20 protein-coding genes are annotated in these 20,430 nt (G+C 67.1%); 8 read left to right on the top strand and 12 right to left on the bottom strand.

Translation table 11 applies throughout. The features are described 5' to 3' along the window. Positions 1–466 precede the first annotated feature (466 nt). A complete protein-coding gene (locus tag MF610_RS17145) occupies positions 467–901 on the top strand; it encodes a hypothetical protein (RefSeq protein WP_242201536.1) in 435 nt (144 codons plus the stop codon). Between the two features lie 21 nt (positions 902–922). On the opposite strand, the gene MF610_RS17140 is transcribed toward MF610_RS17145, so the two are convergent. The 3 genes from MF610_RS17140 to MF610_RS17130 form a co-directional block, all read right to left on the bottom strand. Beyond that, complete coding sequence (locus MF610_RS17140; RefSeq protein WP_242201535.1) at positions 923–1,312, bottom strand: type II toxin-antitoxin system VapC family toxin; 390 nt, start codon at positions 1,310–1,312, stop codon at positions 923–925. Beyond that, entirely contained in the window at positions 1,309–1,551 is a 243-nt protein-coding gene (locus tag MF610_RS17135; RefSeq protein ID WP_242201534.1) for an AbrB/MazE/SpoVT family DNA-binding domain-containing protein, read from the bottom strand. The genes MF610_RS17140 and MF610_RS17135 overlap by 4 nt, the downstream gene beginning before the upstream one ends. 131 nt (positions 1,552–1,682) lie before the next feature. Beyond that, positions 1,683–1,919, bottom strand: coding sequence for a hypothetical protein (locus MF610_RS17130; RefSeq protein ID WP_242201533.1), 237 nt, complete (start codon positions 1,917–1,919; stop codon positions 1,683–1,685). A gap of 158 nt (positions 1,920–2,077) precedes the next feature. Between MF610_RS17130 and MF610_RS17125 the strand changes: the two genes are divergently transcribed. Continuing rightward, positions 2,078–3,487 (top strand): methyl-accepting chemotaxis protein, encoded by a 1,410-nt coding sequence (locus MF610_RS17125; RefSeq protein ID WP_242201532.1) that lies wholly within the window; start codon positions 2,078–2,080, stop codon positions 3,485–3,487. A gap of 150 nt (positions 3,488–3,637) precedes the next feature. On the opposite strand, the gene MF610_RS17120 is transcribed toward MF610_RS17125, so the two are convergent. Beyond that, a complete protein-coding gene (locus MF610_RS17120; RefSeq protein WP_242201531.1) occupies positions 3,638–5,968 on the bottom strand; it encodes a bifunctional diguanylate cyclase/phosphodiesterase in 2,331 nt (776 codons plus the stop codon). Positions 5,969–6,211: 243 nt separating this feature from the next. On the opposite strand from MF610_RS17120, the gene MF610_RS17115 reads away from it, so the two are divergent. Then, on the top strand, positions 6,212–7,378 hold the full coding sequence (locus MF610_RS17115; RefSeq protein WP_242201530.1) for a nucleotide sugar dehydrogenase: 1,167 nt from the start codon (positions 6,212–6,214) through the stop codon (positions 7,376–7,378). A 143-nt stretch (positions 7,379–7,521) separates the two neighbouring features. Here the strand turns inward: MF610_RS17115 and MF610_RS17110 are convergent, their stop codons facing one another. The 3 genes from MF610_RS17110 to MF610_RS17100 all read right to left on the bottom strand — a co-directional run bounded on the left by MF610_RS17110 (position 7,522) and on the right by MF610_RS17100 (position 9,505). Then, positions 7,522–7,821: a type II toxin-antitoxin system RelE/ParE family toxin gene (locus tag MF610_RS17110; protein WP_242201529.1), complete on the bottom strand. Its 300-nt coding sequence runs from the start codon at positions 7,819–7,821 to the stop codon at positions 7,522–7,524. Next, a complete protein-coding gene (locus MF610_RS17105; protein WP_422635947.1) occupies positions 7,818–8,081 on the bottom strand; it encodes a ribbon-helix-helix domain-containing protein in 264 nt (87 codons plus the stop codon). Before MF610_RS17105 ends, MF610_RS17110 begins: the two co-directional genes overlap by 4 nt. An 86-nt stretch (positions 8,082–8,167) precedes the next feature. Beyond that, on the bottom strand, positions 8,168–9,505 hold the full coding sequence (locus tag MF610_RS17100) for an ABC1 kinase family protein (protein WP_242201527.1): 1,338 nt from the start codon (positions 9,503–9,505) through the stop codon (positions 8,168–8,170). Positions 9,506–9,632: 127 nt separating this feature from the next. Here MF610_RS17100 and MF610_RS17095 point away from each other — a divergent pair, with 127 nt between their 5' ends. Both MF610_RS17095 and MF610_RS17090 read left to right on the top strand, forming a co-directional pair. Continuing rightward, positions 9,633–10,670 carry a GSU2403 family nucleotidyltransferase fold protein gene (locus tag MF610_RS17095; protein WP_242201526.1) on the top strand — a complete coding sequence of 346 codons (1,038 nt, stop codon included), beginning with the start codon at positions 9,633–9,635 and terminating at the stop codon, positions 10,668–10,670. Beyond that, positions 10,658–11,530, top strand: coding sequence for a hypothetical protein (locus MF610_RS17090; RefSeq protein ID WP_242201525.1), 873 nt, complete (start codon positions 10,658–10,660; stop codon positions 11,528–11,530). Before MF610_RS17095 ends, MF610_RS17090 begins: the two co-directional genes overlap by 13 nt. A 205-nt stretch (positions 11,531–11,735) precedes the next feature. Here the strand turns inward: MF610_RS17090 and MF610_RS17085 are convergent, their stop codons facing one another. From MF610_RS17085 to MF610_RS17075, 3 genes are all read right to left on the bottom strand, one after another. Next, entirely contained in the window at positions 11,736–12,584 is an 849-nt protein-coding gene (locus tag MF610_RS17085; RefSeq protein ID WP_242201524.1) for a peptidoglycan-binding domain-containing protein, read from the bottom strand. 133 nt (positions 12,585–12,717) lie between these two features. Next, entirely contained in the window at positions 12,718–15,228 is a 2,511-nt protein-coding gene (locus tag MF610_RS17080) for a TonB-dependent receptor (RefSeq protein ID WP_242201523.1), read from the bottom strand. 119 nt (positions 15,229–15,347) lie between these two features. Continuing rightward, positions 15,348–15,602 (bottom strand): WGR domain-containing protein, encoded by a 255-nt coding sequence (locus MF610_RS17075; protein ID WP_242201522.1) that lies wholly within the window; start codon positions 15,600–15,602, stop codon positions 15,348–15,350. A 208-nt stretch (positions 15,603–15,810) separates the two neighbouring features. Here MF610_RS17075 and MF610_RS17070 point away from each other — a divergent pair, with 208 nt between their 5' ends. Beyond that, positions 15,811–16,074 (top strand): helix-turn-helix domain-containing protein, encoded by a 264-nt coding sequence (locus MF610_RS17070; RefSeq protein WP_242201521.1) that lies wholly within the window; start codon positions 15,811–15,813, stop codon positions 16,072–16,074. Next, a complete protein-coding gene (locus MF610_RS17065; RefSeq protein WP_242201520.1) occupies positions 16,071–17,381 on the top strand; it encodes a type II toxin-antitoxin system HipA family toxin in 1,311 nt (436 codons plus the stop codon). The genes MF610_RS17070 and MF610_RS17065 overlap by 4 nt, the downstream gene beginning before the upstream one ends. A gap of 172 nt (positions 17,382–17,553) precedes the next feature. Here MF610_RS17065 and MF610_RS17060 read toward each other — a convergent pair whose 3' ends face one another. Both MF610_RS17060 and MF610_RS17055 read right to left on the bottom strand, forming a co-directional pair. Continuing rightward, a complete protein-coding gene (locus MF610_RS17060; RefSeq protein WP_242201519.1) occupies positions 17,554–18,246 on the bottom strand; it encodes an anti-sigma factor family protein in 693 nt (230 codons plus the stop codon). Further along, positions 18,243–18,725: an RNA polymerase sigma factor gene (locus tag MF610_RS17055; RefSeq protein WP_242201518.1), complete on the bottom strand. Its 483-nt coding sequence runs from the start codon at positions 18,723–18,725 to the stop codon at positions 18,243–18,245. Before MF610_RS17055 ends, MF610_RS17060 begins: the two co-directional genes overlap by 4 nt. Before the next feature lie 366 nt (positions 18,726–19,091). Here MF610_RS17055 and MF610_RS17050 point away from each other — a divergent pair, with 366 nt between their 5' ends. Beyond that, positions 19,092–20,414, top strand: coding sequence for a S8 family serine peptidase (locus MF610_RS17050; protein WP_242201517.1), 1,323 nt, complete (start codon positions 19,092–19,094; stop codon positions 20,412–20,414). The last annotated feature ends 16 nt before the right edge of the window (positions 20,415–20,430 follow it).

The raw sequence follows: 20,430 nt of genomic DNA, 5'->3' as shown, positions 1-20,430 counted from the left end.
GAGCCGTCCTCACACATCGCTTGGCTGGATGACGCCGGTCGAATATGCTGCTGCCGCGGCCGCCAAAGCGACCGAATGAACGCCGGAAACTCACCTTCAGGTTGGATGAGAAACCGGGGGACCCTCATGAACGCCGGAAACTCACCTTCAGGTTGGATGAGAAACCGGGGGACCCTCATGAACGCCGGAAACTCACCTTCAGGTTGGATGAGAAACCGGGGGACCCTCAAAACCGACCGTCGCATGAAGCTTCATCATGGCGCGTGATGACCCCAAAACGCCGCGCCAGGAGCCGCGCGAGGACATCCGTCAGTGGCAGATAGCGTGAGCAGGAAATCGCTCCGATGGCGAGCAGGCGACGCTATGTTTGCGAGCCGCTACATATAGGCGTTGCTTCCGAGCCCCCGAGCAAGGCCTTCTCGGAGCATGGTTTGTCAGGAAATCACCGCAACGAAAGCGCAGCTACATGAGCCGATACCGCAGCCAGGTCCGCGAGGTCATCAACCGCAATACGGTGATTTCGCTGGCCCTCGATCAGGGGTTCAACGCCTTCCTTCCCGTCTATGACGGCGGAGTGGATTTCGTCCTTTATCGCGAGCGCGACGGGGTGCTGCGCAAGGTACAGTTGAAGGGCCGCTGGACCATCGATCGCAAGTACCTCGACCGGGATATCTGGATGGCGTTTCCGATGGCCGGCGAATGGTATCTGATGCCGCACGACATGATGGTCGCGCAGGCCGAAGCGGAGGGCGTGACCCGGACGGCGTCGTGGATCGAGGGCGGTGCCTATTCGAGGCCAAGACCCTCTGCGGCAACCATCGCGGTGTGCGCGGAATACCGCATGGAAGAAATCGAAAGGGTCGTCGACATCGCCGGTCATGAAGCCGAGCAGGACGGCTAGATCGGCGGGCAACCTTCGCGGCTAGCGGATAACAACAACCTTCGAACCGACCTCGACGGCAACGTCGCGCCAAGCCTTGTCGGCGGTATAGGCCGCTACGCCGAGGCGTTTGGCCAGAGCCAGGCAAAACCGATCGCCCAGCGATAATCCGGCCGATGCGGTCGTCGCGCGCAAGTTGCCAGCTTCCCAAGCCATCGCGTCGTCCGCCGCAACGATAGTGTAGGGAAGCGTGCCCAGCATGGCGCGGACGTCATCGAGCGGTGCGCCGAGATGGACAAAGTGGCTGATGACCTCGGCTTGATTGATCGCGCAGACCGAGGCGTCCGCGATCACCCCGGCGACCTTGCTGGCCCCGCGCTCGTTCTTCAGCAGCGCCAGGATCGCCGAGGCATCGAGGACGGCATGAGTCATTCGCCGCTGTCCTCGCGCCGTGCTGCCAGAAAGTCATCCACCGATGCACCCGGCTGTTGGGCATAGCGCTTGGCAATAGCCTGAGCCTTGGCCACTGCCTGCTCCACAGTGCGAAGGATGATACCGTCCGGCGTTTCCTCAACAAGAACCGCGCCCCCCTCTTCGAGCCCTAGGCGCTTGCGAATGCCAACCGGTAAGCTCATGCGACCGTTTGGCGTGATGGTAACTTGTAGCGTCATGTGGCAGCGCCCGGATGAAATGGATTATGTGGCCATCTATGCCATAAATGTGGATACGATACCAAGAGGCAAGCCGGTGCTGCTATCGGACTTAGTGGCCACAAGAGTTGCTGCCGACAGACAGGATATCGTCAAATTGGGTATACCTGAATAGAACAGCGCCATTGAAACGGGATCGCCGTTCGATCAGGGTCTGCCGCAGCGAAATCGAACAGTCGCCGCGCCGGGTCTAGACCGTAATCGAACAAAATCGATGCGATCGACCGCACCTGACCGTCAGGCGGCACCGATTGCGCATTTTGCGGAAAGCGGACGCGTCGGCAGCGGATAATTGCAAGAAAAGACGCGAAACGGTCGGCAATAGCCATACACGCATAGTTAAATCGGCTGCGTCATCCTTCCGGATGAAGGGGCGACCCATTGCCATGCGACCGGACATCGGTCGGCGTCGGGCGATGTGGCGAACCGGAACGACCGTTGCGGCAGGGGGTGTCGCAACGCGTCGGCGAACGGATGGGGAGATCCAATGATCGGATGGTTTGCGAACGACGCGCCGATACGGAAGAAGTTTCAGGTATTGGCGATCGTCTATCTGCTGTTGTCGGGAATGATCGCCGCGCTTGCCGGGATCGCGGCGTTCGCGCCGGACGCGGTCGCACCGGGGGTAGTGCTGGGCGGAGCGATCGCCGGCGTCGTCGCGATCGTCGGCGTGACGCTGCTGGCGTCGCGGCTGATCTGCACCCCCTATGTCACCACGGTCGTCCGGATGGAGGCGCTGGCCGCCGGCGACCTCGACAGCCCGGTCGCCTATACCGACAACCATGACTGTGTCGGCCGCCTGACCAAGGCGATGGCGGCGTTTCGCGAAAGCGCACTCGCCGCGCGCGAAGCCGATACGCAGCGACAGATGGCGCTGGTGCTGGGCGCGGGGCTGGGCAAGCTGGCCGCCGGCGACCTGTCGGTGCGGATCGATGCCGAGCTGCAGGAGCCGTTCGCGACGCTGGCCAATGACTTCAACGCCGCTGTCGCAGCACTACGCGCCGCGATGCTGTCGGTATCGACGGTCGCGACCGATATCCGCAAAGGTGCCGGCGAGATCAGCGCCGCGTCGGACGACCTGTCGCAGCGTACCGAGCAACAGGCCGCCAGCCTCGAACAGACCGCAGCGGCGATGGAGCAGATCACCGCGACGATGCGCGAGACCGCCCAGAGCGCCGGCCGCGCCGACCAGATCGTCGGTGCCGCGCGCAGCGAAGCGATCGAGTCCGGCGACATCGTCCACCGCGCGGTCGATGCGATGGCGCGGATCGAGCGGACCTCGACCGAAATCTCCGACATCATCGCGGTGATCGACGGCATCGCATTCCAGACGAACCTGCTGGCGCTGAACGCCGGCGTGGAGGCGGCACGGGCCGGGGACGCGGGCAAGGGGTTCGCGGTCGTCGCGTCCGAAGTGCGCGCGCTGGCGCAGCGTTCGGCCGAAGCGGCCAAGGACGTGAAGCAGCGCATCACCGCCTCCGTCCAGACGGTCGATACCGGCGTCGCGCTGGTCAGCGAAACCGGCCGCTCGTTGGAACGGATCATCGCCCGCATCGGCGAGATCAGCACCTTGGTGTCGGACATTTCGGGATCGGCCGAGCAGCAGTCGCAGGGGCTGGCGCAGGTCAATACCGCGGTGTCCGAGATGGACGGCGTGACCCAGCGCAACGCGGCGATGGTCGAGCAGAGCACGGCGGCGGCGCGCAGCCTGTCGTCGGAGGCCGATGCACTGTCGGCGGAGATCGCGCGGTTCTCGCTGGGGGAAATCGGGTTGCGCGACCAGCGCGATACGGTGCGGGCGCTGCCGGTGCGTAGCAGCCGGCCCGCGCTGGTGGTACCGGTGCGGCGGGGGAACGCGGCGGTGGCGCTGGTCGAGGATGACTGGTCGGAGTTCTGAGAGAAAACCGTTCGTCCTGAGTAGCCATTGAGCTTGTCGAAAGGGCGTATCGAAGGACCGCGTGCCAAGTGCTTCGATACGGGTCTTCGACTTCGCTCAGCCCCTACTCAGCACGAACGGATTGGGGGGCTGCCAACAGGCTGCATCCAGCTACCCCGCCAGTCGCGCGCTCTCCACCGCCCGCGCCGGCAACGGGCCGGGGCGGCCGAGCAGGAAGCCCTGCGCCTCGTCACACTTCTGTTCGCGCAGGAAATCGAGCTGGTCGGGCGTCTCGACCCCTTCGGCCAGGACGGGGATGTCGAGGCTCTCGCCCAGCGCCAGCACCGCGCGGATGATCGCCGCCGATTGCGGGCCGCCGTTCAGTTCGGCCATGAACGACCGGTCGAGCTTGATCTTGTCGAACGGGAACGAGCGCAGCGTCGAGAGCGACGAATAGCCGGTGCCGAAATCGTCCATCGCGATCGACACGCCGATCGCCTTCAGCTGACGCAGGACGTGGATCGTGCGGACGGGATCGGTGATCATCGCCGTCTCGGTGATCTCCAGTTCGAGCCGGGCGGGCGACAGGCCGGTTTCGAGCAGCACCTGCTGCACCAGGCGCGGCAGGTCGACATGGCCGAGCTGCACCGGCGACAGATTGACCGCGATCCGGTGGGGGACGGGCCACGCTGCGGCGGTGGCGCAGGCGGTGCGCAGCACCCATTCGCCGATGGCCAGGATCAGCCCCGACTGTTCGGCCAGCGGAATGAAGACGGCAGGCGACACGCTGTCGCCGTTGGTCCGGGTCCAGCGCAACAGCGCCTCGTACCCCGTGATCTCGCCCGACCCGACCGATTCCTGCACCTGCCAGTGCAGCGACAATTCGCCCAGCTCGATCGCGGCACGCAGTTCCTTGACCATCCGCCGGCGCAGGCGGACCGTTTCATCCATCTCCTCTTCGTAGAAGCAGGCGTCGCTCGCGATCGACCCCTTGGCGCGATACATCGCCAGATCGGCATTGTTGATCAGCGTCGACAATTCGTCGGCATCGCGCGGCCACAACGCCACGCCGATGCTCATGCCGCAGCTGGCCTCGACCCCCTCCTGTTCGAGCAGCACCGGAGCGGTGATCGCATCGCGCAGCCGGTCGATCAGGGTCACCGCATCGTCGGGTTCGGCGACCGGCATCGCCGCGACGAATTCGTCGCCGCCCAGGCGCGCGACGAACTCGTTCGGCAGCAGCGCCGCCTGCATCCGCCCGGCGATCCGGGTGAGCAGCTGGTCGCCGGCGGCATGGCCGTGCATGTCGTTCACCTCCTTGAACCGGTCGAGGTCGATCGACAGCAGTGCGACGGCGCGGTGCGGGCTGTCGGGCCCGGTCTGGCGCGCCATCCATTCGAGGAACGAGGTACGGTTGGGCAGGCCGGTCAGGCTGTCGTTGCGCGCCAGATGGGCGATGCGGCGTTCCTGCGCGATGCGCGCGCGCAGGTCGCGGATCGAATAGACGGTCTGCGGGGTCGCGCGGCGGCGATCGACGCGCACCGCGACCTCGATCGGGATTTCGCCATCGGCGGCGGTCAGCGTCAGCTGGGCGAGCCGGTCGGGCCGCGCGGCGGCAAGGTCGGCGATCCAGCGCGTCAACGGCTGCCCGAGCACCGCCGCGTCCGTGCCGACCAGCGCGGTGAAGGCGGCGTTGGCGGCGGTGACGACATCGTCCTGGACGATGACCATGCCGTCGACATTGCCCTCCAGCAGCTCGGTCAGCCGGCGGCGGGTGTCGGCGCGCGCCTGCGCATCGAGGATATAGGTGGCAAGGCCGGTGCCCACGACCAGGGTGCCGACGCCCGCCACCGCGATCGCCATCACGATCGTCGCGGTGCTCGACCCGACATGGCCGACCGCCGGTGCGAAGGGCACGATGGTCATCGCGGACATGCCGGTGAAATGGAGCAGCACGATGCTGGCCACCATCAGCGCGGTCGCCCACCAATGGCCCGAAAAGCGCCCGCGTCCCTGCGCCCGGTCGAACGCCAGCGCCCCCAGCGCCACCGCGAACAGCCCCGACGCGACGACGTCGCCCTGCGACCAGCGCACCATGCCGTGTGCGACGAACGCCTGCATGCCGATATAGTGCATGACGGTGACCGCCGTCCCGAACAGCGCGCCGCCCAGCGCCGCCGACGGGCGCCAGCGCCGCGTCGCGACATGCAGCGCCGCGGCGCTGCCGAGGATGGCCAGCAGCAGCGACAGGCCGGTCAGCCGCGGTTCGTAGGCGACCTCGACGCCCGGCTGATAGGCGATCATCGCGATGAAATGGGTGCACCAGATCGTGGCGCCGGCCGCCGCGCCGCTCAGGAACACCCATGCGATGCGCGTGCCGCGTTCGGCATCGCGGATGCGATCCAGCAGGCGGATGGTGATCATCGACCCCACGAGGCAGAACCACGCGGCCAGGCCGACCAGCGGCAGATTGTGATCCCGCAGACAGGATAGGAAACGCATGGCGGGACTCCGTTCGTCCGGCCGTTACGATTGCGTTGCTAAACGAAATGTTATGCGCCGCCGTACCGCGATCGGTAGGTACGGCGGGGTACGAAGCGGGAATGTCGGGGAACTTTTTGCGGCGTATGACGCACTGCAGCACGGTTATGCCCCGCCCGGACCCCAAGGGGCTTGTTGCCGGCCCACTCCAGCGGCTAGGCGGATCGTTACGCGGCGGTGCGCCGGGTGGACGAAGGATATATCATGAAGATCGCGGTTTTTGGCCTCGGCTATGTCGGCATGTCGAACGCGGTGCTGCTGGCGCAGCATAACCAGGTCGTCGCGGTCGATATTTCGGAAGAGCGCGTCGCGCTGGTCAACGATCGCACGTCGCCGATCGTCGATGCCGAGCTGGAACGCTTCCTTGAGCAGCGCACGCTGGACCTGACCGCGACCACCGATGCCGAGGCGGCGCTGGACGGTGCCGACTATGTCATCGTCGCCACCCCGACCAATTACGACGTCGAAACCGACAAGTTCAACACCAGCTCGGTCGAGGCGGTGATCACCCGCGCCGCGACGATCGCACCGCAGGCGACGATCGTCATCAAGTCGACCATCCCGGTCGGCTTCGTCGACGATGTCCGTACACGGCTGAACGCGCCGAACGTGGTGTTCAGCCCCGAATTCCTGCGCGAGGGCCGGGCGTTGTACGACAACCTCCACCCGTCGCGGATCATCGTCGGCGAACGCTCGGACCGGGCGCGCATCTTTGCCGACCTGCTGCTGCAGGGGGCGGAGAAGCAGGACGTGGCCGTGCTGTTCACCGACACGCGCGAGGCGGAGGCGATCAAGCTGTTCGCCAACACCTATCTCGCGATGCGCGTCGCCTTCTTCAACGAACTCGACAGCTATGCCATCGCCGGCGGCATGGACACCAAGCAGATCATCGAGGGCGTCGGCCTCGATCCGCGGGTCGGCATGCACTACAACAACCCCAGCTTCGGCTATGGCGGCTATTGCCTGCCCAAGGATACCAAGCAGCTGCTGGCGAATTATTCCGAGGTGCCGCAGAACCTGATCCGCGCGATCGTCGACGCGAACCGTACGCGCAAAGACTTCCTCGCCGACCAGATCATCGCGCGCCGCCCGAAGAAGGTCGGCGTCTATCGCCTGACGATGAAGGCCGGATCGGACAATTTCCGCCAGTCGTCGATCCAGGGGATCATGAAGCGGGTGAAGGCCAAGGGGATCGAGGTCGTCGTGTACGAACCGAGCCTCGACGACGACCTGTTCTTCGGGTCGCGCGTCGTGAAGGATCTGAACGCGTTCAAGGCCGAGTGCGACGTCGTCATCGCCAACCGCGCCGCGCCTGAGCTGGCCGATATCGGCGACCGGTTGTTCACGCGGGATATTTTCGGGTCGGACTGACACGCCGGACTTTCAAAGTTCACGAAGTTCACACTCGCCACGGTTTCGTGTGGCGGGTTGTGGGCGGGCTGTGCGCGCCGGTACCGGTCGGAGCGAACCGGGGGGGGCATGGCGTAGCGAAAGCGTGTAGGAAAGGCGGTTTGTTAGCGCAGCCGGAGCGCGCGATCATGGTCCTGTCCCGGTCCCGGGATACGATGGACGAAGATGCAGTCGGGAAGCGCGGAATAGAGGATGCCATAGCCCTTCCACGACCATCGGCGAATGCCGTCACGTTCGTAGCGAGGCACCAGGGGAAAGGCGTGGGGCATGTCGGCCAGCCCTGCCGCGACCGTCCGCAGTTGGGTGACGAAGGTGTCGGCGCGGGGTGGATTGTCCTCGGCAATGAAGCGGCCGATAGCAGCCAGGTCGGCATGGGCGCGGGTCGACAGGACGACCCGTTTCACGCAGGGCGCCCGTCCGCAGCGAGGCCGGCAAGCACCGCATCGCAGGCGGTGTCGAGATCGATACCACCGCCGGCACGCATTTCGGCAAGGCTGTCGGCAATCGATGCGTCGAGATCACGCAGCCAGCGGGCCTCGTCATCAATGGCGTGTTGATCGCGGCGGATCAGGTCGCGGACATAGTCGCTGGCGCTGGCATAGTGGCCACTGTCGATCCGGGCCTGCACCTGCGCGCGCAAGGGATCGGGGAGCGAGATGTTCATCGATGCCATAAGGAACCTCCGGGTCGGATATGGCAAAGATTGTCATTTTGGAAAAGAGTGCCAGATCAACTCACCTGACACATGATCTACATGTCGACACGTCGACCTGTCGCCTGCGCCGCCAGCCCCCGCACATCGACCCGCGCCTTCAGTCGTGCGCCCAGCAGCGCGGTGCCACTGATCTTGCGCTGGACGAACAGCGTTTCGACATGCGGCACGTGCCATGTCGCGCGGTCGGCGGCGAGGGTCTTCGCTTCCTCGCGCACGACCGGCACGAAGGCGCGGTCGCCGAAGTCGAACGGACCCGGGCGGGCCATCGCGTCGTCGACAGCGGCGATGATCCGGTCGACCGCCGGGCGGTGCGCGCGTACCGCCGCTTCGCCCAGAAAGCCGGTTTCGACCGCCACGTCGCGGATGGTGTCGCGGTCGTGGGTAAGGCCGGCGGCGATCAGGCGGCGGTACGCGTCGGCGGTGTCGGCCGGGACGTCCCGCGTCGCCCCGAAATCGAGCAGCACGACGCGGCCGGTATCGGCCTGCCAGCGATAGTTCGCGAAATTGGGGTCGGTCTGCATCTCGCCGAAATCGAACAGCTCGCGCAATACCAGCTCGATCAGCGTGGTCATCGCCGAGTCGCGCGTCGGCTGCGGCGCGGTGGCGAGGTTCTCGATCGGGGTGCCGTCCATATAGTCCATGGCGAGGATGCGCGACGTCGTCAGCGCTTCGACCGGCAGCGGTACCGCATAGCGCGGGTCGCCATCGAGCCGCGCGGCATAGCGGCGCATCGCCGCGGCCTCGCGCGCGTAATCGGCTTCGTCGGCCAGTTGGCGCTTGGCCTCGGCCAGCAGCGGTTTGAGGTCCAGTTCGCGCGGCAGCAGGTTCGACACGCGCAGCAGCGTGGCGACATTGTCGACATCGGCATCGATACTCTCGCGCACACCCGGATATTGCACCTTGATCGCGAGGCGCCGCCCATCGGCCAGCTCGGCGCGGTGGACCTGCCCGATCGAGGCGGCGGCGATCGGGTTGGCGTCGAACTTGGCGAGCTTGCCCCGCCATTGCGGCCCCCATTCGGCGACCAGCAGCTTGTCGAGCTGCGCGGGCGGCATGGTCTGCCCCTGGTTGCGCAATGCGCCAAGGATCGTGGTGAGTTCGGGCGGCAACAGGTCGCCGGCATCCATCGAGATCATCTGCCCGAGCTTCATCGCCGCGCCGCGCAGGTGCGACAGCCGGTCGGCCATGCGTTTCGCATTGGCGGGGGTGAGGATCATGTCGCCCATCCGCGGCCGCTCCCCGCTGGCGATGCGCCGCGCCCCCTCGGCGAGCATCCCGCCCGCGATTCCGCCGGCAAGACGCCCGAAACCGGACAGGCGCGACAGGCGGCCGCTGGGCACGGCCCGGCCGGGGCGAAGGGGTTCGTCGGTCATGGTGGTGTGAGCGAGCGGGCGGGGCAAGGGTTCCGGCGGGTGCCCGAAGGGGTGGGTGCGCTTTCCCCGCCAAGGGCGTTATCCCTTTTGGTTTGAACATCGTCGGAAAAGGGATAACCGTAACGGTATGTTGGACTTGAGCGCACAGCAGACCCGGCAACTGATCGATTGCGAGCAGCTTTATGCCACCTATCGCGACACGACCCGCGAACTGGCGACGCGCTATGCCGGGTCGATGACGTGGAAGACGGTCAAGGAACGGACCTATCTGTACCGCAAGACCGACGGCGTCTGGAAAAGCCTGGGGAGTGAGGACGATCGCACGCACGAGGCGCATGCCGCCTTCCATACCGGGCGAGCGGCATTGCGCGAACGGCGCGACCGGCTCGACCAGCGGCTGCGCGAGATGGCACCGGTCAATCGGGCGCTGCGCCTCGGCCGGGTGCCGGTCACATCGGCGCGGATCATTCGCCGGCTCGACCGGGACGGGATGCTGGGCAAAGGGCTGAAGATCGTCGGCACCCATGCACTCTATGCCTATGAAATGATGGGCGGCGTGCAACTGGGCGCGGAAGCGATGACCACGATGGACATCGACATCCTGTACGATGCGCGCAGATCGTTGAAGATCGTCGGCGATGTGCGGGCGGACGGGCTGATCGGACTGTTGCAGGGGCTGGATAGCAGCTTCCAGCCTACCGGGCCGGGCAGTTTCCGGGCGGTCAACGACACGGGCTATATGGTCGACCTCATCACCCCGGCGATGCGCTTTTCCGCCGATGCGCGCAGCCTAGCACGGATCGGCGATCCGGCCGACGATCTGGTCGCGGTGGAGATTGCCGGGCTGGCCTGGCTGGAAAACGTGCCGGTGATCGAACGGATCGTCATCGACGAGCGGGGATTTCCATTGTGGATGGCGGTGCCCGATCCCCGCGCCTTCCTGTGCCACAAGCTATGGATCGCCGGCCGTGACGATCGTGACGTGGTGAAGCAGCGCCGCGACCGGCATCAGGCGCGGACGCTGGCCGAAATGCTGGCGACGCGGTTGCCGGCGATGCGGATCGACGATCCGGCGCTGGCCGCCGTGCCGAAGGCGCTGCGTGAGCCGGGCGCTGCGCTGCTCGCATCGTTCGCCGGGGGGGATGCGGCGGGGTGGGACGATTGATCGCGCATCCGCCGCGCGTCACTCGCGCAGCGGGACGGATGATGCTGTCGTTCGCGCCTGACTATCACCTCCACGCCTATGGCCCGCCCGCGACCGCGGCGGAGATCGCACGGTTCGTGGCGCGCCATGCCGAACCGCCGCCCGGTTATCTGTCGATCGTGCGGCAGGCGACCGGCATCGTCCTACTGTGGCAGCGCCGCGGCGAGTTGCAACTGTGGGGACCGTACGAAGCGATCGGCATGGACGATGCCTATGGCGTGTCGGCCAGCCTGCCGGGTGCGGTCGCGATAGGCGGCAATGGCGGCGGGGAGTTGATCGTGTACGGCGAGGGCACGGATGGGCTGGCATTGTATCTGGTCGCGACGGGATCGCTGTTCCTCGACGAGGACGCGCCGATGATCGCGCCCGACCTGACCGCGCTTCTGGAACGGGGTGAGGGGGCGGACATCGTGTGCCAGAGCGACCCGATCGATCCGGATATGCTCGGGCCGCCGATGATCCTTTATAACGGCAGCAGCGAAGGTTTGCGGGCGACGAACCGTATGTCGCGCGCCGCATCCGGCATCGGCAGCCGCAGGGTGATGGCGTTGCCGCCCTTGGCGGCGGTCGTGTTCGAAAAGGGGCTGAGCTGCGCATCGACCTGGCGTTCGGTGCCGGGGGGAAGCTCCAGTACGCCGCTGGCCGTCCCGGATGCATCGCGTTGCAGAAGGGGGTGGGCGTCGTCGTTGTCGGTGCGGGCGTCGAGCAGGTCGGTATCCGTGACGTCGGCGGCGGACATGATCACCGCTTCCCCCGCCGGACCGGTCATCGTCAGGGTGCCCAGGTCGATGCGTACCGGCACGCTGCCGCGATTGGCGTAGACGACATTCGCCGACTGGCCGCCGGTATCGGACCAGTGCGCGGTGACGCTGGCCGACACGGACGCCGTCCGGATCGTCGCCGCGGTCTTGCCATCGGCGTCCTTCGACAGCTGTACGCCGGGGGCCTCCACCGGCTCCAGCGGACCACCGCTACTGCGGCTGCACGCGGCGAGCAGGATCAGGGCGGCGATCGCAAGGGCGCGCGTCATCGAGCGCGCACCAGCTTCGCGGCCGGCAATGCGAGGCGTTGGCGGGTCTGGCTGTTTGGGCCCCCCAGATCACGATCGGGTTTCAAGCCGTTACTACGCTGGAAAGCCTGGACTGCGTCAAGGGTAGCACTCTTGCTGCGCCCGACCAGGCCATCGGCATGGCGTGCCTCAAGGTAACCCAACGCGACCAACCGGTCCTGCATCGCCTTTACCTGCGGGTCACCGCCGCCGGGCAAGGTGAGCGCTCGATAGGCGGCACGGCGATTACGCGCCCGGATGACGTCGCGGATATAGGGAAAGCGCGCGTCCCATGGCGATCGATCGCCACCGAATACGCCGTCGCCGAAGTCCGAGATGAAGACACGGCCCGGTCCCGCAGGTCGTATACGGTCTCGTTCCGGCATGAACCAACTTTCGACCAGCGAAGCCTGCTGCTCGACGTTGAAGCTGGTCCATGGATTGCCAATGGCCGAACGGGGGAATTTATAGGCGGTACTGCGGTGGGTACCCCATCCCCGCCATTTGCGTTTCTTCCAGATGTCCTCGACGCCGCTGGACAGCTGCGACCAGAGCGATTGGCCCATGTAGAAGGTCGGCCAGACGCCATTTTCGCCCTGCCATACATGGCATAGTTCGTGGATCAGCGTGGCCCGGCGTTCGGCATCGGTCATGATGCCGCCAAATCCGTCCGTCCAGTTGATGGTGTAGTCGAACTTGCCCGTGGACAGATCCATGCCGGCCAGCGTGACGGCAGAACCCAGTTCGAGATTGGTGACATAGACGCGGTCGAACGGAATCGTGGAGGCATAGACCGTGCGCGCAAGGCCCTGTTCGGCGGCGGTCAACCTTCTCGCTTGGACCATTGCGTGGTTCCTCCATGCCGAGAACCCGCGTCGTCCCGCTGCGTTCCTTGGCCGGCCTTGCGCTCCGATGATCTTGGAAGAGGATCATCGGAACGCAAGGCCGCCCGCAACAAGCTCAGAACGACGCCGAGATCGTCACGCCATAGGTGCGCGGATCGCCGGGTTGGCCCACAATCAAGCCGGTATTGCCCGACTGGGTCGCGAGCAGTTCGTAGTAATTCTGGTCGAAGGCGTTGCGCAGCCACAGGAACGCGTTCCATCCGGCATCGGCGCGGTAGCCGAGGCGGAAGTTCGAGATGCTGTAGCCGTCGATATAGGTGTAGGCCGAGGGCGACGGATTGGACGAGAAGCGCGAGCGGTAGCTGCCGTCATAGCCGAGATACGCGTTGCCGTCGGTGTCGCCGATCTTTGCCGGCAGGGCATATTCGGCGCCGTAGCTGAACGCCCATTTCGAGATGCCGGGCAGGCGCTGTCCCGATACGTCGCAGGCCGACGGGCTAATGCCGCCGGGCGTGCCGGGCGCGCTGGGGCTCTGACCCGCCGCCGGTGCACTGCCGCCCGACAGTTCGGGCGGGCAGGGGGCGTCGACGAAGCGGACGTACTTCGCGTCGGTGTATGCGGCGTTGGCGTAGAGGTTCAGCCGCTCGGTCGGGCGGAAGGCGGTGTCGAGCTCGATGCCGCGCGTGCGCACCGCCTCGGCATTGGCAAGGTAGCCGCGCAGCACGCCCAGCTGACCGTTGGTCACCGTCGCCTGATAGTCGCTGATGTCGGTCCAGAAGGCGGCGAGGTTCGCGGTGATCCGCCGGTCGAGCCACTGGGTCTTGAGGCCCACCTCATAATGGTTGACCTGTTCGGGCTTCACCTGCGCGGCCGCCAGGATCGGGCTGTTGCTGGCGTCGAGCGGCAGTCCCGACAGGTTGATGCCGCCCGATTTGTAGCTCCGCGCATAGGTCGCGTAGGCATGGATGTCGCGCGCCACGTCATAGGCGATGGTGACGTCGCCCGACACGTTCCAGTCGTCGAAATCGGGTCGGTAGCTCTGCGGCGCCAGCACGCCGCAGCGGTCGCGGGTGACGCTGCTCGCCGTCTGGGCCGCAGGTGCGCAGTTGAGCAGCGCGCCGGTGCCGGTCGTCACCACCGACACGTAATCGCCGGTCTTCTTGTCGTAATTCACCCGCACGCCCGGCGCGATCGACAGCGCGTCGGTCAGATGCCAGGTCAGCTTGCCGAACACCGCCGCGCTGGTGTTGGAAAAGCCGATGGTGTTGCGCGCGGTCAGGCCGTTCAGCACCGCCGGGTTGCATGCATTGGTCGTGGCGGTGGCGCAGCCATTGGTACCGAAGGGCGGATTGCCGGGATTGAGCAGGAAGCGCGAGGCGGCCGGGCCTTGGACCTGCAACCCCTGCGTATCGATCGTCTGGTGGAAATAGAACAGCCCGGCGACGTAATCGATCGCGCGCTTGCCGTTGGATGCGATGCGCAGTTCCTGGCTCCATTGGCGCTGCTGCGACGGATTGGCCGACACGGTGGTGATCGGCAGCCCGGTGAAGTCGCGGTCGTTCGACGGGTCCCAGTCCCAGAAGCGCCACGCGCTGACCGAGGTGAGCGTCGCCGCGCCCAGATCGAGGTTGGCAACCAGCGAGACGCCGCCCAGCTCCTGTCGCGCGCGCAGCGGCGTGTCGAGGTCGGTCAACCGGTCGAACGCGTTGCGCGACGGCGGGGCATAGCCGAACGCGGCGGCGAGCTGGTCGAACTGGCGGCTCAGCGGGCGCTGCGTCTGGCCGACCCGCGCGAAGATCTGGGCGCAGCAATCGGGGTTCTGGTGGCCGTAATCGCCGTAGAGCGTGACATCGAGGTTCGGCGCCGGCGTCCATAGCAGCTGGCCGCGCACGCTCCGATTGTCCTGCGCATTGGCATAGCCGCCCAGCACGGTGTTGCGGATCGTGCCCCGGCGCGACGTGACCGAGGCGGAGATGCGCGCCGCGAGCTTGCCGTCGACGATCGGGCCGGAGGCCGACGCCTTGGCCTGGATGAAGTCGTAATTGCCGGTGGTCAGTTCGACGCGGGCCTCGGGGGTGAAGCTGGGCCGGCGGGTGGTGATGTTGATCGCGCCGGCGGTCGTGTTCTTGCCGTACAGCGTGCCCTGTGGCCCGCGCAGGACTTCGATGCGTTCGGTGTCGGTGAAGTCGAACGTCGCCGAGGCGATGCGGCTGTAATATACGCCGTCGACATAGATGCCGACGCCCTGTTCGATGCCGTCGTTGGTCAGCCCGAACGGCGCGCCGAGCCCGCGGATGTTGGCGGCGGAATTGCGCGGGTTGGTCGAATAGAATTGCAGCGTCGGCTGCAGCTGGGTCAGGCGGCTGACGTTGTACGCGCCGGTATCGGCCAGCGTCGTGCCGCCGATCACCGACATCGCGATCGGCACCTGCTGCACCGTTTCGGCGCGGCGCCGCGCGGTCACGACGATCTCGCCGCCGCTCTGCGCCGGAGCGAGGCGGCCGGTGTCGGCGCGGGTTTCCTCGGACGTTTGCGGGTCGGAAGGGGCGCTCTGCACGGGCGCGACCGGTTCGGACGCGGTCGGAGCGGCGACCTGCGCCAGAATCAGCGCCAACGACAATGCCATGCGTATCTCCCTGTATTTTGCTGGGAGAATGACGCGGTGCGATATATCCATCAATAGCGTAGGGATTTAGGGGGCGGGTAGTTTTGCTTGGGGGTATCCGAATATCCGCCCCCCAAAGGTCAGGCATAGGCCACCCCGATCCGCCGCACTGCACCTGCGCGGCGGCGCAGCAACGCGCGGACATGGGCGAGTGCTGCGGCTTCGTCGGCAAAGGCACGCACCAGCCTTTGCCCGCCGCTGCCGATCCGGCCCCATTGCGTCTCGACCAGCAGCGTGCCGAACAGGTCGCGATAGGCCGCCACCCGCCACCGCCGCGCCAGCCCGCGCGCAGGATCGCGGGCGGTCAGTTCGATCGGGGTGAAGGGGAGGTCCATGGCGGCGAGTCTACGCGCGGTTGAGGGTGCCGTCCGATGGATTGTCTGAATCAGTGCGACGGGTTTGAGTGGGCGGGTGAATCATTGGCCTTGGGCGAACTACATCGGCGATCGGGGAGGGTACCAGCAATACGCTCTGGCGTATAATGTGGATATATACGCCACGCCGTATATTGTTTGTTTATACCGGTTGGCGTATTAACTGCCGATGGTTTCGTCGTCTCTTCTCGCCCGTACCCCGAAGCAGCTGGGGGAGGCGTTGCGCCGCTATCGCCTGCAGCTTGGCTTTACCCAGACCCTGCTCGCCCGGCGGACCGGCGTGCGGCAGGCGACGATCTCTCAGATCGAAACCGGGCAGGGCGCGACCCGGATCGAAACGCTGTGCGCGGTGCTGGCCGCGCTCGATCTCGAACTGACCGTCGCCCCCCGGTCGCAGGGCAGTGACGAGGATATCGAGGACCTGATCGGATGACGCGCCGGTCGGCGCGGGCGCCGCTCAACGTCTTCCTCAACAACCGCCATGTCGGGCGGCTGACGCGGCAGTCGAGCGGCGCGATCGAATTCGCCTATGTCGATGCCTGGCTGGCGCTGGACCGGGCGATTCCGGTGTCGCTGTCGCTGCCGCTGCGCCCCGGCGGCTATCATGGCGACCGGGTGCTGGCGGTGTTCGAAAACCTGTTGCCGGATTCCCCGCCGATCCGCACCCGTGTCGCCGAACGGGTCGGGGCGCAGGGGACCGATGCGTTCAGCCTGCTGAGCGAAATCGGCCGCGATTGCGTCGGCGCGTTGCAGTTCGTGCCCAACGATGTCGATCCGCCCGACGCCATGGGCGTGGCCGGCGTGGCCATCGACGATGCGCAGGTCGCCGCGATCATCGCCGATCTGACGCGCGCGCCGCTCGGCCTCGACCGCGATGCCGCGTTCCGCATTTCGGTTGCGGGCGCGCAGGAAAAGACCGCGCTGCTGTACCATGACGGGCAATGGATGAAGCCGATCGGCACCACGCCGACGACGCATATATTGAAGCCGCAGATCGGCGCGTTGCCAAACGGCATCGACCTGTCGGACAGCGTCGAGAACGAATATTACTGCCTGAAGCTGCTCGCCGCGTTCGGGCTAAAGGTGAACGCGGCGGAGATCGTGTGCTTTGGCGATACCTGCGTGCTGGCGGTCGAACGGTTCGACCGGCGCCGGACCGGCGACGGGCGGCTGTTGCGGTTGCCGCAGGAGGATATGTGCCAGGCGTTGTCGGTCCCGCCCACCGCCAAATATGAAAGCGAAGGCGGGCCGGGGATCGTCGATGTCGCGAAGCTGCTGGAGGGCAGCGACGATCCCAATGGCGACCGGCTGACCTTTTTGAAGGCGCAGATGCTGTTCTGGCTGATCGGCGCGACCGATGGTCATGCCAAGAATTTCAGTATCTTCCTGTCGCCCGGCGGGCGGTTTCGGCTGACCCCGCTGTACGACGTGCTGAGTGCGCAGCCGAGCCTTGCCGCGCACCAGATCGGGTGTAACCAGTTCAAGCTGGCGATGGCAGTCGGCACGTCGCGCAAATATCGCATCGGCGACCTGCATGGCCGGCATTTCGTCGAAACGGGTCGCGCTGCCGGGCTGGCAGTGGCGGCGGTCGAAGCGGCGATGGCGGAGTTGCATGCCGGGTTCGATGCGGCCTTTGCGGCGGTGGAAGCGGGGTTGCCGGCGGGGTTTCCGGAGGCGATCCATGCCGCTGTGCTCGCGGGGGCGCGGGAGCGGCTGCGCCAGTTGCGACCGGGGGCGTAGGCGGCGGAGTTTCTCGACCCGAACGGGGGGAGACCATTCCCCATGCGTCACCCCAGCGCAGGCTGGGGTCTCCAGGTGGCGCGCGTGCCGTGTCCCAACGGGGAGATCCCAGCCTGCGCTTGGATGACGTTCGTGGCGGGGGAGGATGGAGCATCCCCGCTGCTGGTCACCTCTACCGCCCTTTCAGCGCCGCCGCCTCCCCTGCCGCATCGAGCGGGTCGCCGGCCGCCATCGCCTGCGCCTGTGCCAGCACCGCCGCGATCGGCGATCCGGCCTGGGCATAGGCGGTGGTGGTCGTCTCGGCGCCGCCCTGCAGTGCCTGCACCCGCCATAGGCCTTTGTTGCCCGCACAGGCGATGCCGCCGGTGGTGCCGGTCTCGAACGTGCGGCACAGCGCGCCGGCGCGGTCACGGAAGGTGATGCCGATCTTTACCGGCGCCTGTGCCCCCTGCGTCGAGGCGAACTGCGTGTCGAGCGCGCGGGCGAGGTTGCCTTGCGCGACCGCCGTGCCGCCCTCGAACCCCAGATCGCTGCCCGACCGCGGTACCAGTTGTCCCAGCAACAGCCCGGCGACGAGGCTGGCGGCGATCGCACCCCACCAGCGCTGCGGCTTGGGTGCAGGCTTACGGACCGGGAACGCCACGACGTTATCCGGTCGCGCGAATAAGGCCTCGACCCCGGCAGGCATCGGTTGCGTGTCGAGGGTCGCAAAGCTCCCCCGCAGCCGCGCGGTCAGCGCATGGTGGCGTTCGACCTCTGCGGCGAACGCCGGATCGTCGGCGATCGCCCGTTCGACGCGCCTGGCGCTCAACGGGTCGAGTTCGCCATCGGCATAGGCGGCGAGCGTTTCGGGATCGATCGTCATGCCGCTTCTCCCAGTGCCGTCAGCAACGCCTCGCGTCCGCGCACCAGACGCGAGGTGAGCGTGCCGATGGGGATGTCGAGGATGTCGGCGGCTTCGCGATACGCAAAGCCCTCCACCATCACCAGCGCGATCACCTCGCGCTGTTCGGGGGGCAGCGTGCCCATCGCCCGGCCGATATTGTGCAGTTCCACCGCCGTCTCCTGTTCGCCCTGCCGTCCCACGGCGTCGCCTTCCTCCGGCGGCACGAAGGTTTCGCGCCGCCGGCCCTGTGCCCGGACCGTGTCGATCCACAGGTTGCGCAGGATGCGGATCGCCCATGCATCCAGCCTGGTGCCCGGTTGCCATTGGTCGCGGCGCATCAGCGCGCGCTCCACCGCCGCCTGCAACAGGTCGTCGGCATCGGCAGGCACGCGCGCCAGCGCATGCGCCACGCGCCGCAACCGGGGCAGATGGGAAACCAGCTCGTCCTCGAAGCGCAACCCTGGTCCTTTCGTCGCTTCCCGGATGAAACGGATGGCGTCGCCCGTTTCATCCGGCATGACGATGGAAAATCCTAGTGGCGATCGGATACGATCTTCGTACGATCCCCGGAAAGGGAAAGAAGTGATGGTTTCACGCGAAGGCGCGAAGGGCGCGGAGGGGTTACGCTTCGGGCAGCGGGGCCCTGTCATCGAATGGCTGATGGGAAAGGACCGCGCTGGCGGCAAGCGCACCCCCTCCGCGCCCTTCGCGCCTTCGCGTGAACCAATCTTTCTTCCGGCCACGCGCCATTCCGGCGTACCGATGCGGCCGGCATGTGCCGGGCGAGGGAGAGCGTGATGGCCGGCGCCAGATTTCTGCGATGCATGGCCCTCGCGCTGGCCCTGCCGACGGCGGCGTCGGCGCAGTTGTTGCCACAGGTCCCGCAACTGCCGCAGCTGCCCGGGCGGGTCGGTACGGCGGTGGGCGGCATCCGGGGGGCGCTGCCGCTCGATGGCGCGGCGGCGGAGGCGCGGCAGCTGGTGCGGCAGTCGGTCGAGCGTGCCCGCGACCTCGCGCGGCGCTTTCCCGACCGGATCGAGCTGGACCGCGACGACAATCCGGTGCGTGCGGGCGAGGTGACGCTGGCCGATCCCGATCCGGCGGTGCTGGAATTGGCGCAGCGGGCGGGTTTTTCGGTGATCGAGAGCGAGCGCTACGACGATCTCGGCATCGGCTTTGCCCGGCTGCGCGTACCCGCCGGGCTGTCGGCGGTGGAGGCGGCGCGGCGGCTCGGCCGGATCGTCGGTGGCGACCGGGTGACGCTCGACCCGTTGTATAGCGCGAGTGGGGTGGCGTCGGCCCCTTCTTCTCGTACCCCGGCGGAGGCCGGGGTCCAGTTGGGGGACGCCGATGGTCACCAACGACCGTTCCGTAACTGGACCCCGGCCTTCGCCGGGGTACGGGAAGGGGGCGGGGGACGCCTTGCCCCCGGTACCGGCCCCAAACGGATCGGCATCATCGACGGCGGCGTGGCGGCGGGGACGCCGGGGTTGGCCGCGCAACAGGGCTTTGCCGCCGGTGCGCCGCGCGCCAGCGACCACGGCATGGCGGTCGCATCGCTGCTGACCGGTGGCGGCGGGATCAAGGCCAGCGCGGCCGGCGCCCAGCTGCACGTCGCCGACGTCTATGGCAGCGATCCGGCGGGCGGCAGCGCCAGCGCGCTCGCCCGTGCGCTGGCGTGGATGGTGCAGGCGAGGGTGCCGGTGGTGGTGATGAGCCTCGCCGGCCCCGACAATGCGCTGCTCGGCCGCTTCGTCGCCGCGGCGCGGGCGCGGGGGACATTGGTGGTCGCGGCGGTCGGCAATAACGGCCCCGCCGCACCGCCCGCCTATCCGGCGAGCTACCCGCAGGCGATCGCCGTCACCGGGGTCGACGGACGCGGGCGGGTGCTGCTGGAGGCGGGGCGGGCGTGCCATCTCGACTATGCCGCGCCGGGGGCGGACATGCTGGCGCTGGATGCTGGCGGAAGCGCGAAGCCGGTGCGCGGCACGTCGTTCGCTGCCCCGCTGGTCGCTGCGCGGCTATCGGCGGCATGGGCCGGCGATGCCGCGGCGGCGCTCAAGACGCTCGACCGCGAGGCGAAGGGGGCGGGGGGCCGCACCGGGCGCGGGGTGGTGTGCGGGGATTGCAGGACGGTCGCGCGGTGACCTTCGGAAAAAATCG

Source organism: Sphingomonas hankookensis, assembly GCF_022664465.1.
GTDB classification, from domain to species: Bacteria; Pseudomonadota; Alphaproteobacteria; order Sphingomonadales; family Sphingomonadaceae; genus Sphingomonas; species Sphingomonas hankookensis.
This window is presented reverse-complemented; position numbering and strand designations above follow the sequence as displayed.

Excerpts from the sequence above, each read along its gene's own strand:
- MF610_RS17140 (WP_242201535.1), bottom strand. The coding sequence starts at position 1,312 with ATGACTCATGCCGTCCTCGATGCCTCGGCGATCCTGGCGCTGCTGAAG.
- MF610_RS17080 (WP_242201523.1), bottom strand. The coding sequence starts at position 15,228 with ATGGCATTGTCGTTGGCGCTGATTCTGGCGCAGGTCGCCGCTCCGACC.
- MF610_RS17120 (WP_242201531.1), bottom strand. The coding sequence starts at position 5,968 with ATGCGTTTCCTATCCTGTCTGCGGGATCACAATCTGCCGCTGGTCGGC.
- MF610_RS17125 (WP_242201532.1), top strand. The coding sequence starts at position 2,078 with ATGATCGGATGGTTTGCGAACGACGCGCCGATACGGAAGAAGTTTCAG.
- MF610_RS17105 (WP_422635947.1), bottom strand. The coding sequence starts at position 8,081 with ATGAACATCTCGCTCCCCGATCCCTTGCGCGCGCAGGTGCAGGCCCGG.
- MF610_RS17100 (WP_242201527.1), bottom strand. The coding sequence starts at position 9,505 with ATGACCGACGAACCCCTTCGCCCCGGCCGGGCCGTGCCCAGCGGCCGC.
- MF610_RS17070 (WP_242201521.1), top strand. The coding sequence starts at position 15,811 with ATGGTTTCGTCGTCTCTTCTCGCCCGTACCCCGAAGCAGCTGGGGGAG.
- MF610_RS17095 (WP_242201526.1), top strand. The coding sequence starts at position 9,633 with ATGTTGGACTTGAGCGCACAGCAGACCCGGCAACTGATCGATTGCGAG.
- MF610_RS17050 (WP_242201517.1), top strand. The coding sequence starts at position 19,092 with ATGGCCCTCGCGCTGGCCCTGCCGACGGCGGCGTCGGCGCAGTTGTTG.
- MF610_RS17130 (WP_242201533.1), bottom strand. The coding sequence starts at position 1,919 with ATGGCTATTGCCGACCGTTTCGCGTCTTTTCTTGCAATTATCCGCTGC.
- MF610_RS17075 (WP_242201522.1), bottom strand. The coding sequence starts at position 15,602 with ATGGACCTCCCCTTCACCCCGATCGAACTGACCGCCCGCGATCCTGCG.
- MF610_RS17145 (WP_242201536.1), top strand. The coding sequence starts at position 467 with ATGAGCCGATACCGCAGCCAGGTCCGCGAGGTCATCAACCGCAATACG.
- MF610_RS17115 (WP_242201530.1), top strand. The coding sequence starts at position 6,212 with ATGAAGATCGCGGTTTTTGGCCTCGGCTATGTCGGCATGTCGAACGCG.
- MF610_RS17060 (WP_242201519.1), bottom strand. The coding sequence starts at position 18,246 with ATGACGATCGATCCCGAAACGCTCGCCGCCTATGCCGATGGCGAACTC.
- MF610_RS17065 (WP_242201520.1), top strand. The coding sequence starts at position 16,071 with ATGACGCGCCGGTCGGCGCGGGCGCCGCTCAACGTCTTCCTCAACAAC.
- MF610_RS17135 (WP_242201534.1), bottom strand. The coding sequence starts at position 1,551 with ATGACGCTACAAGTTACCATCACGCCAAACGGTCGCATGAGCTTACCG.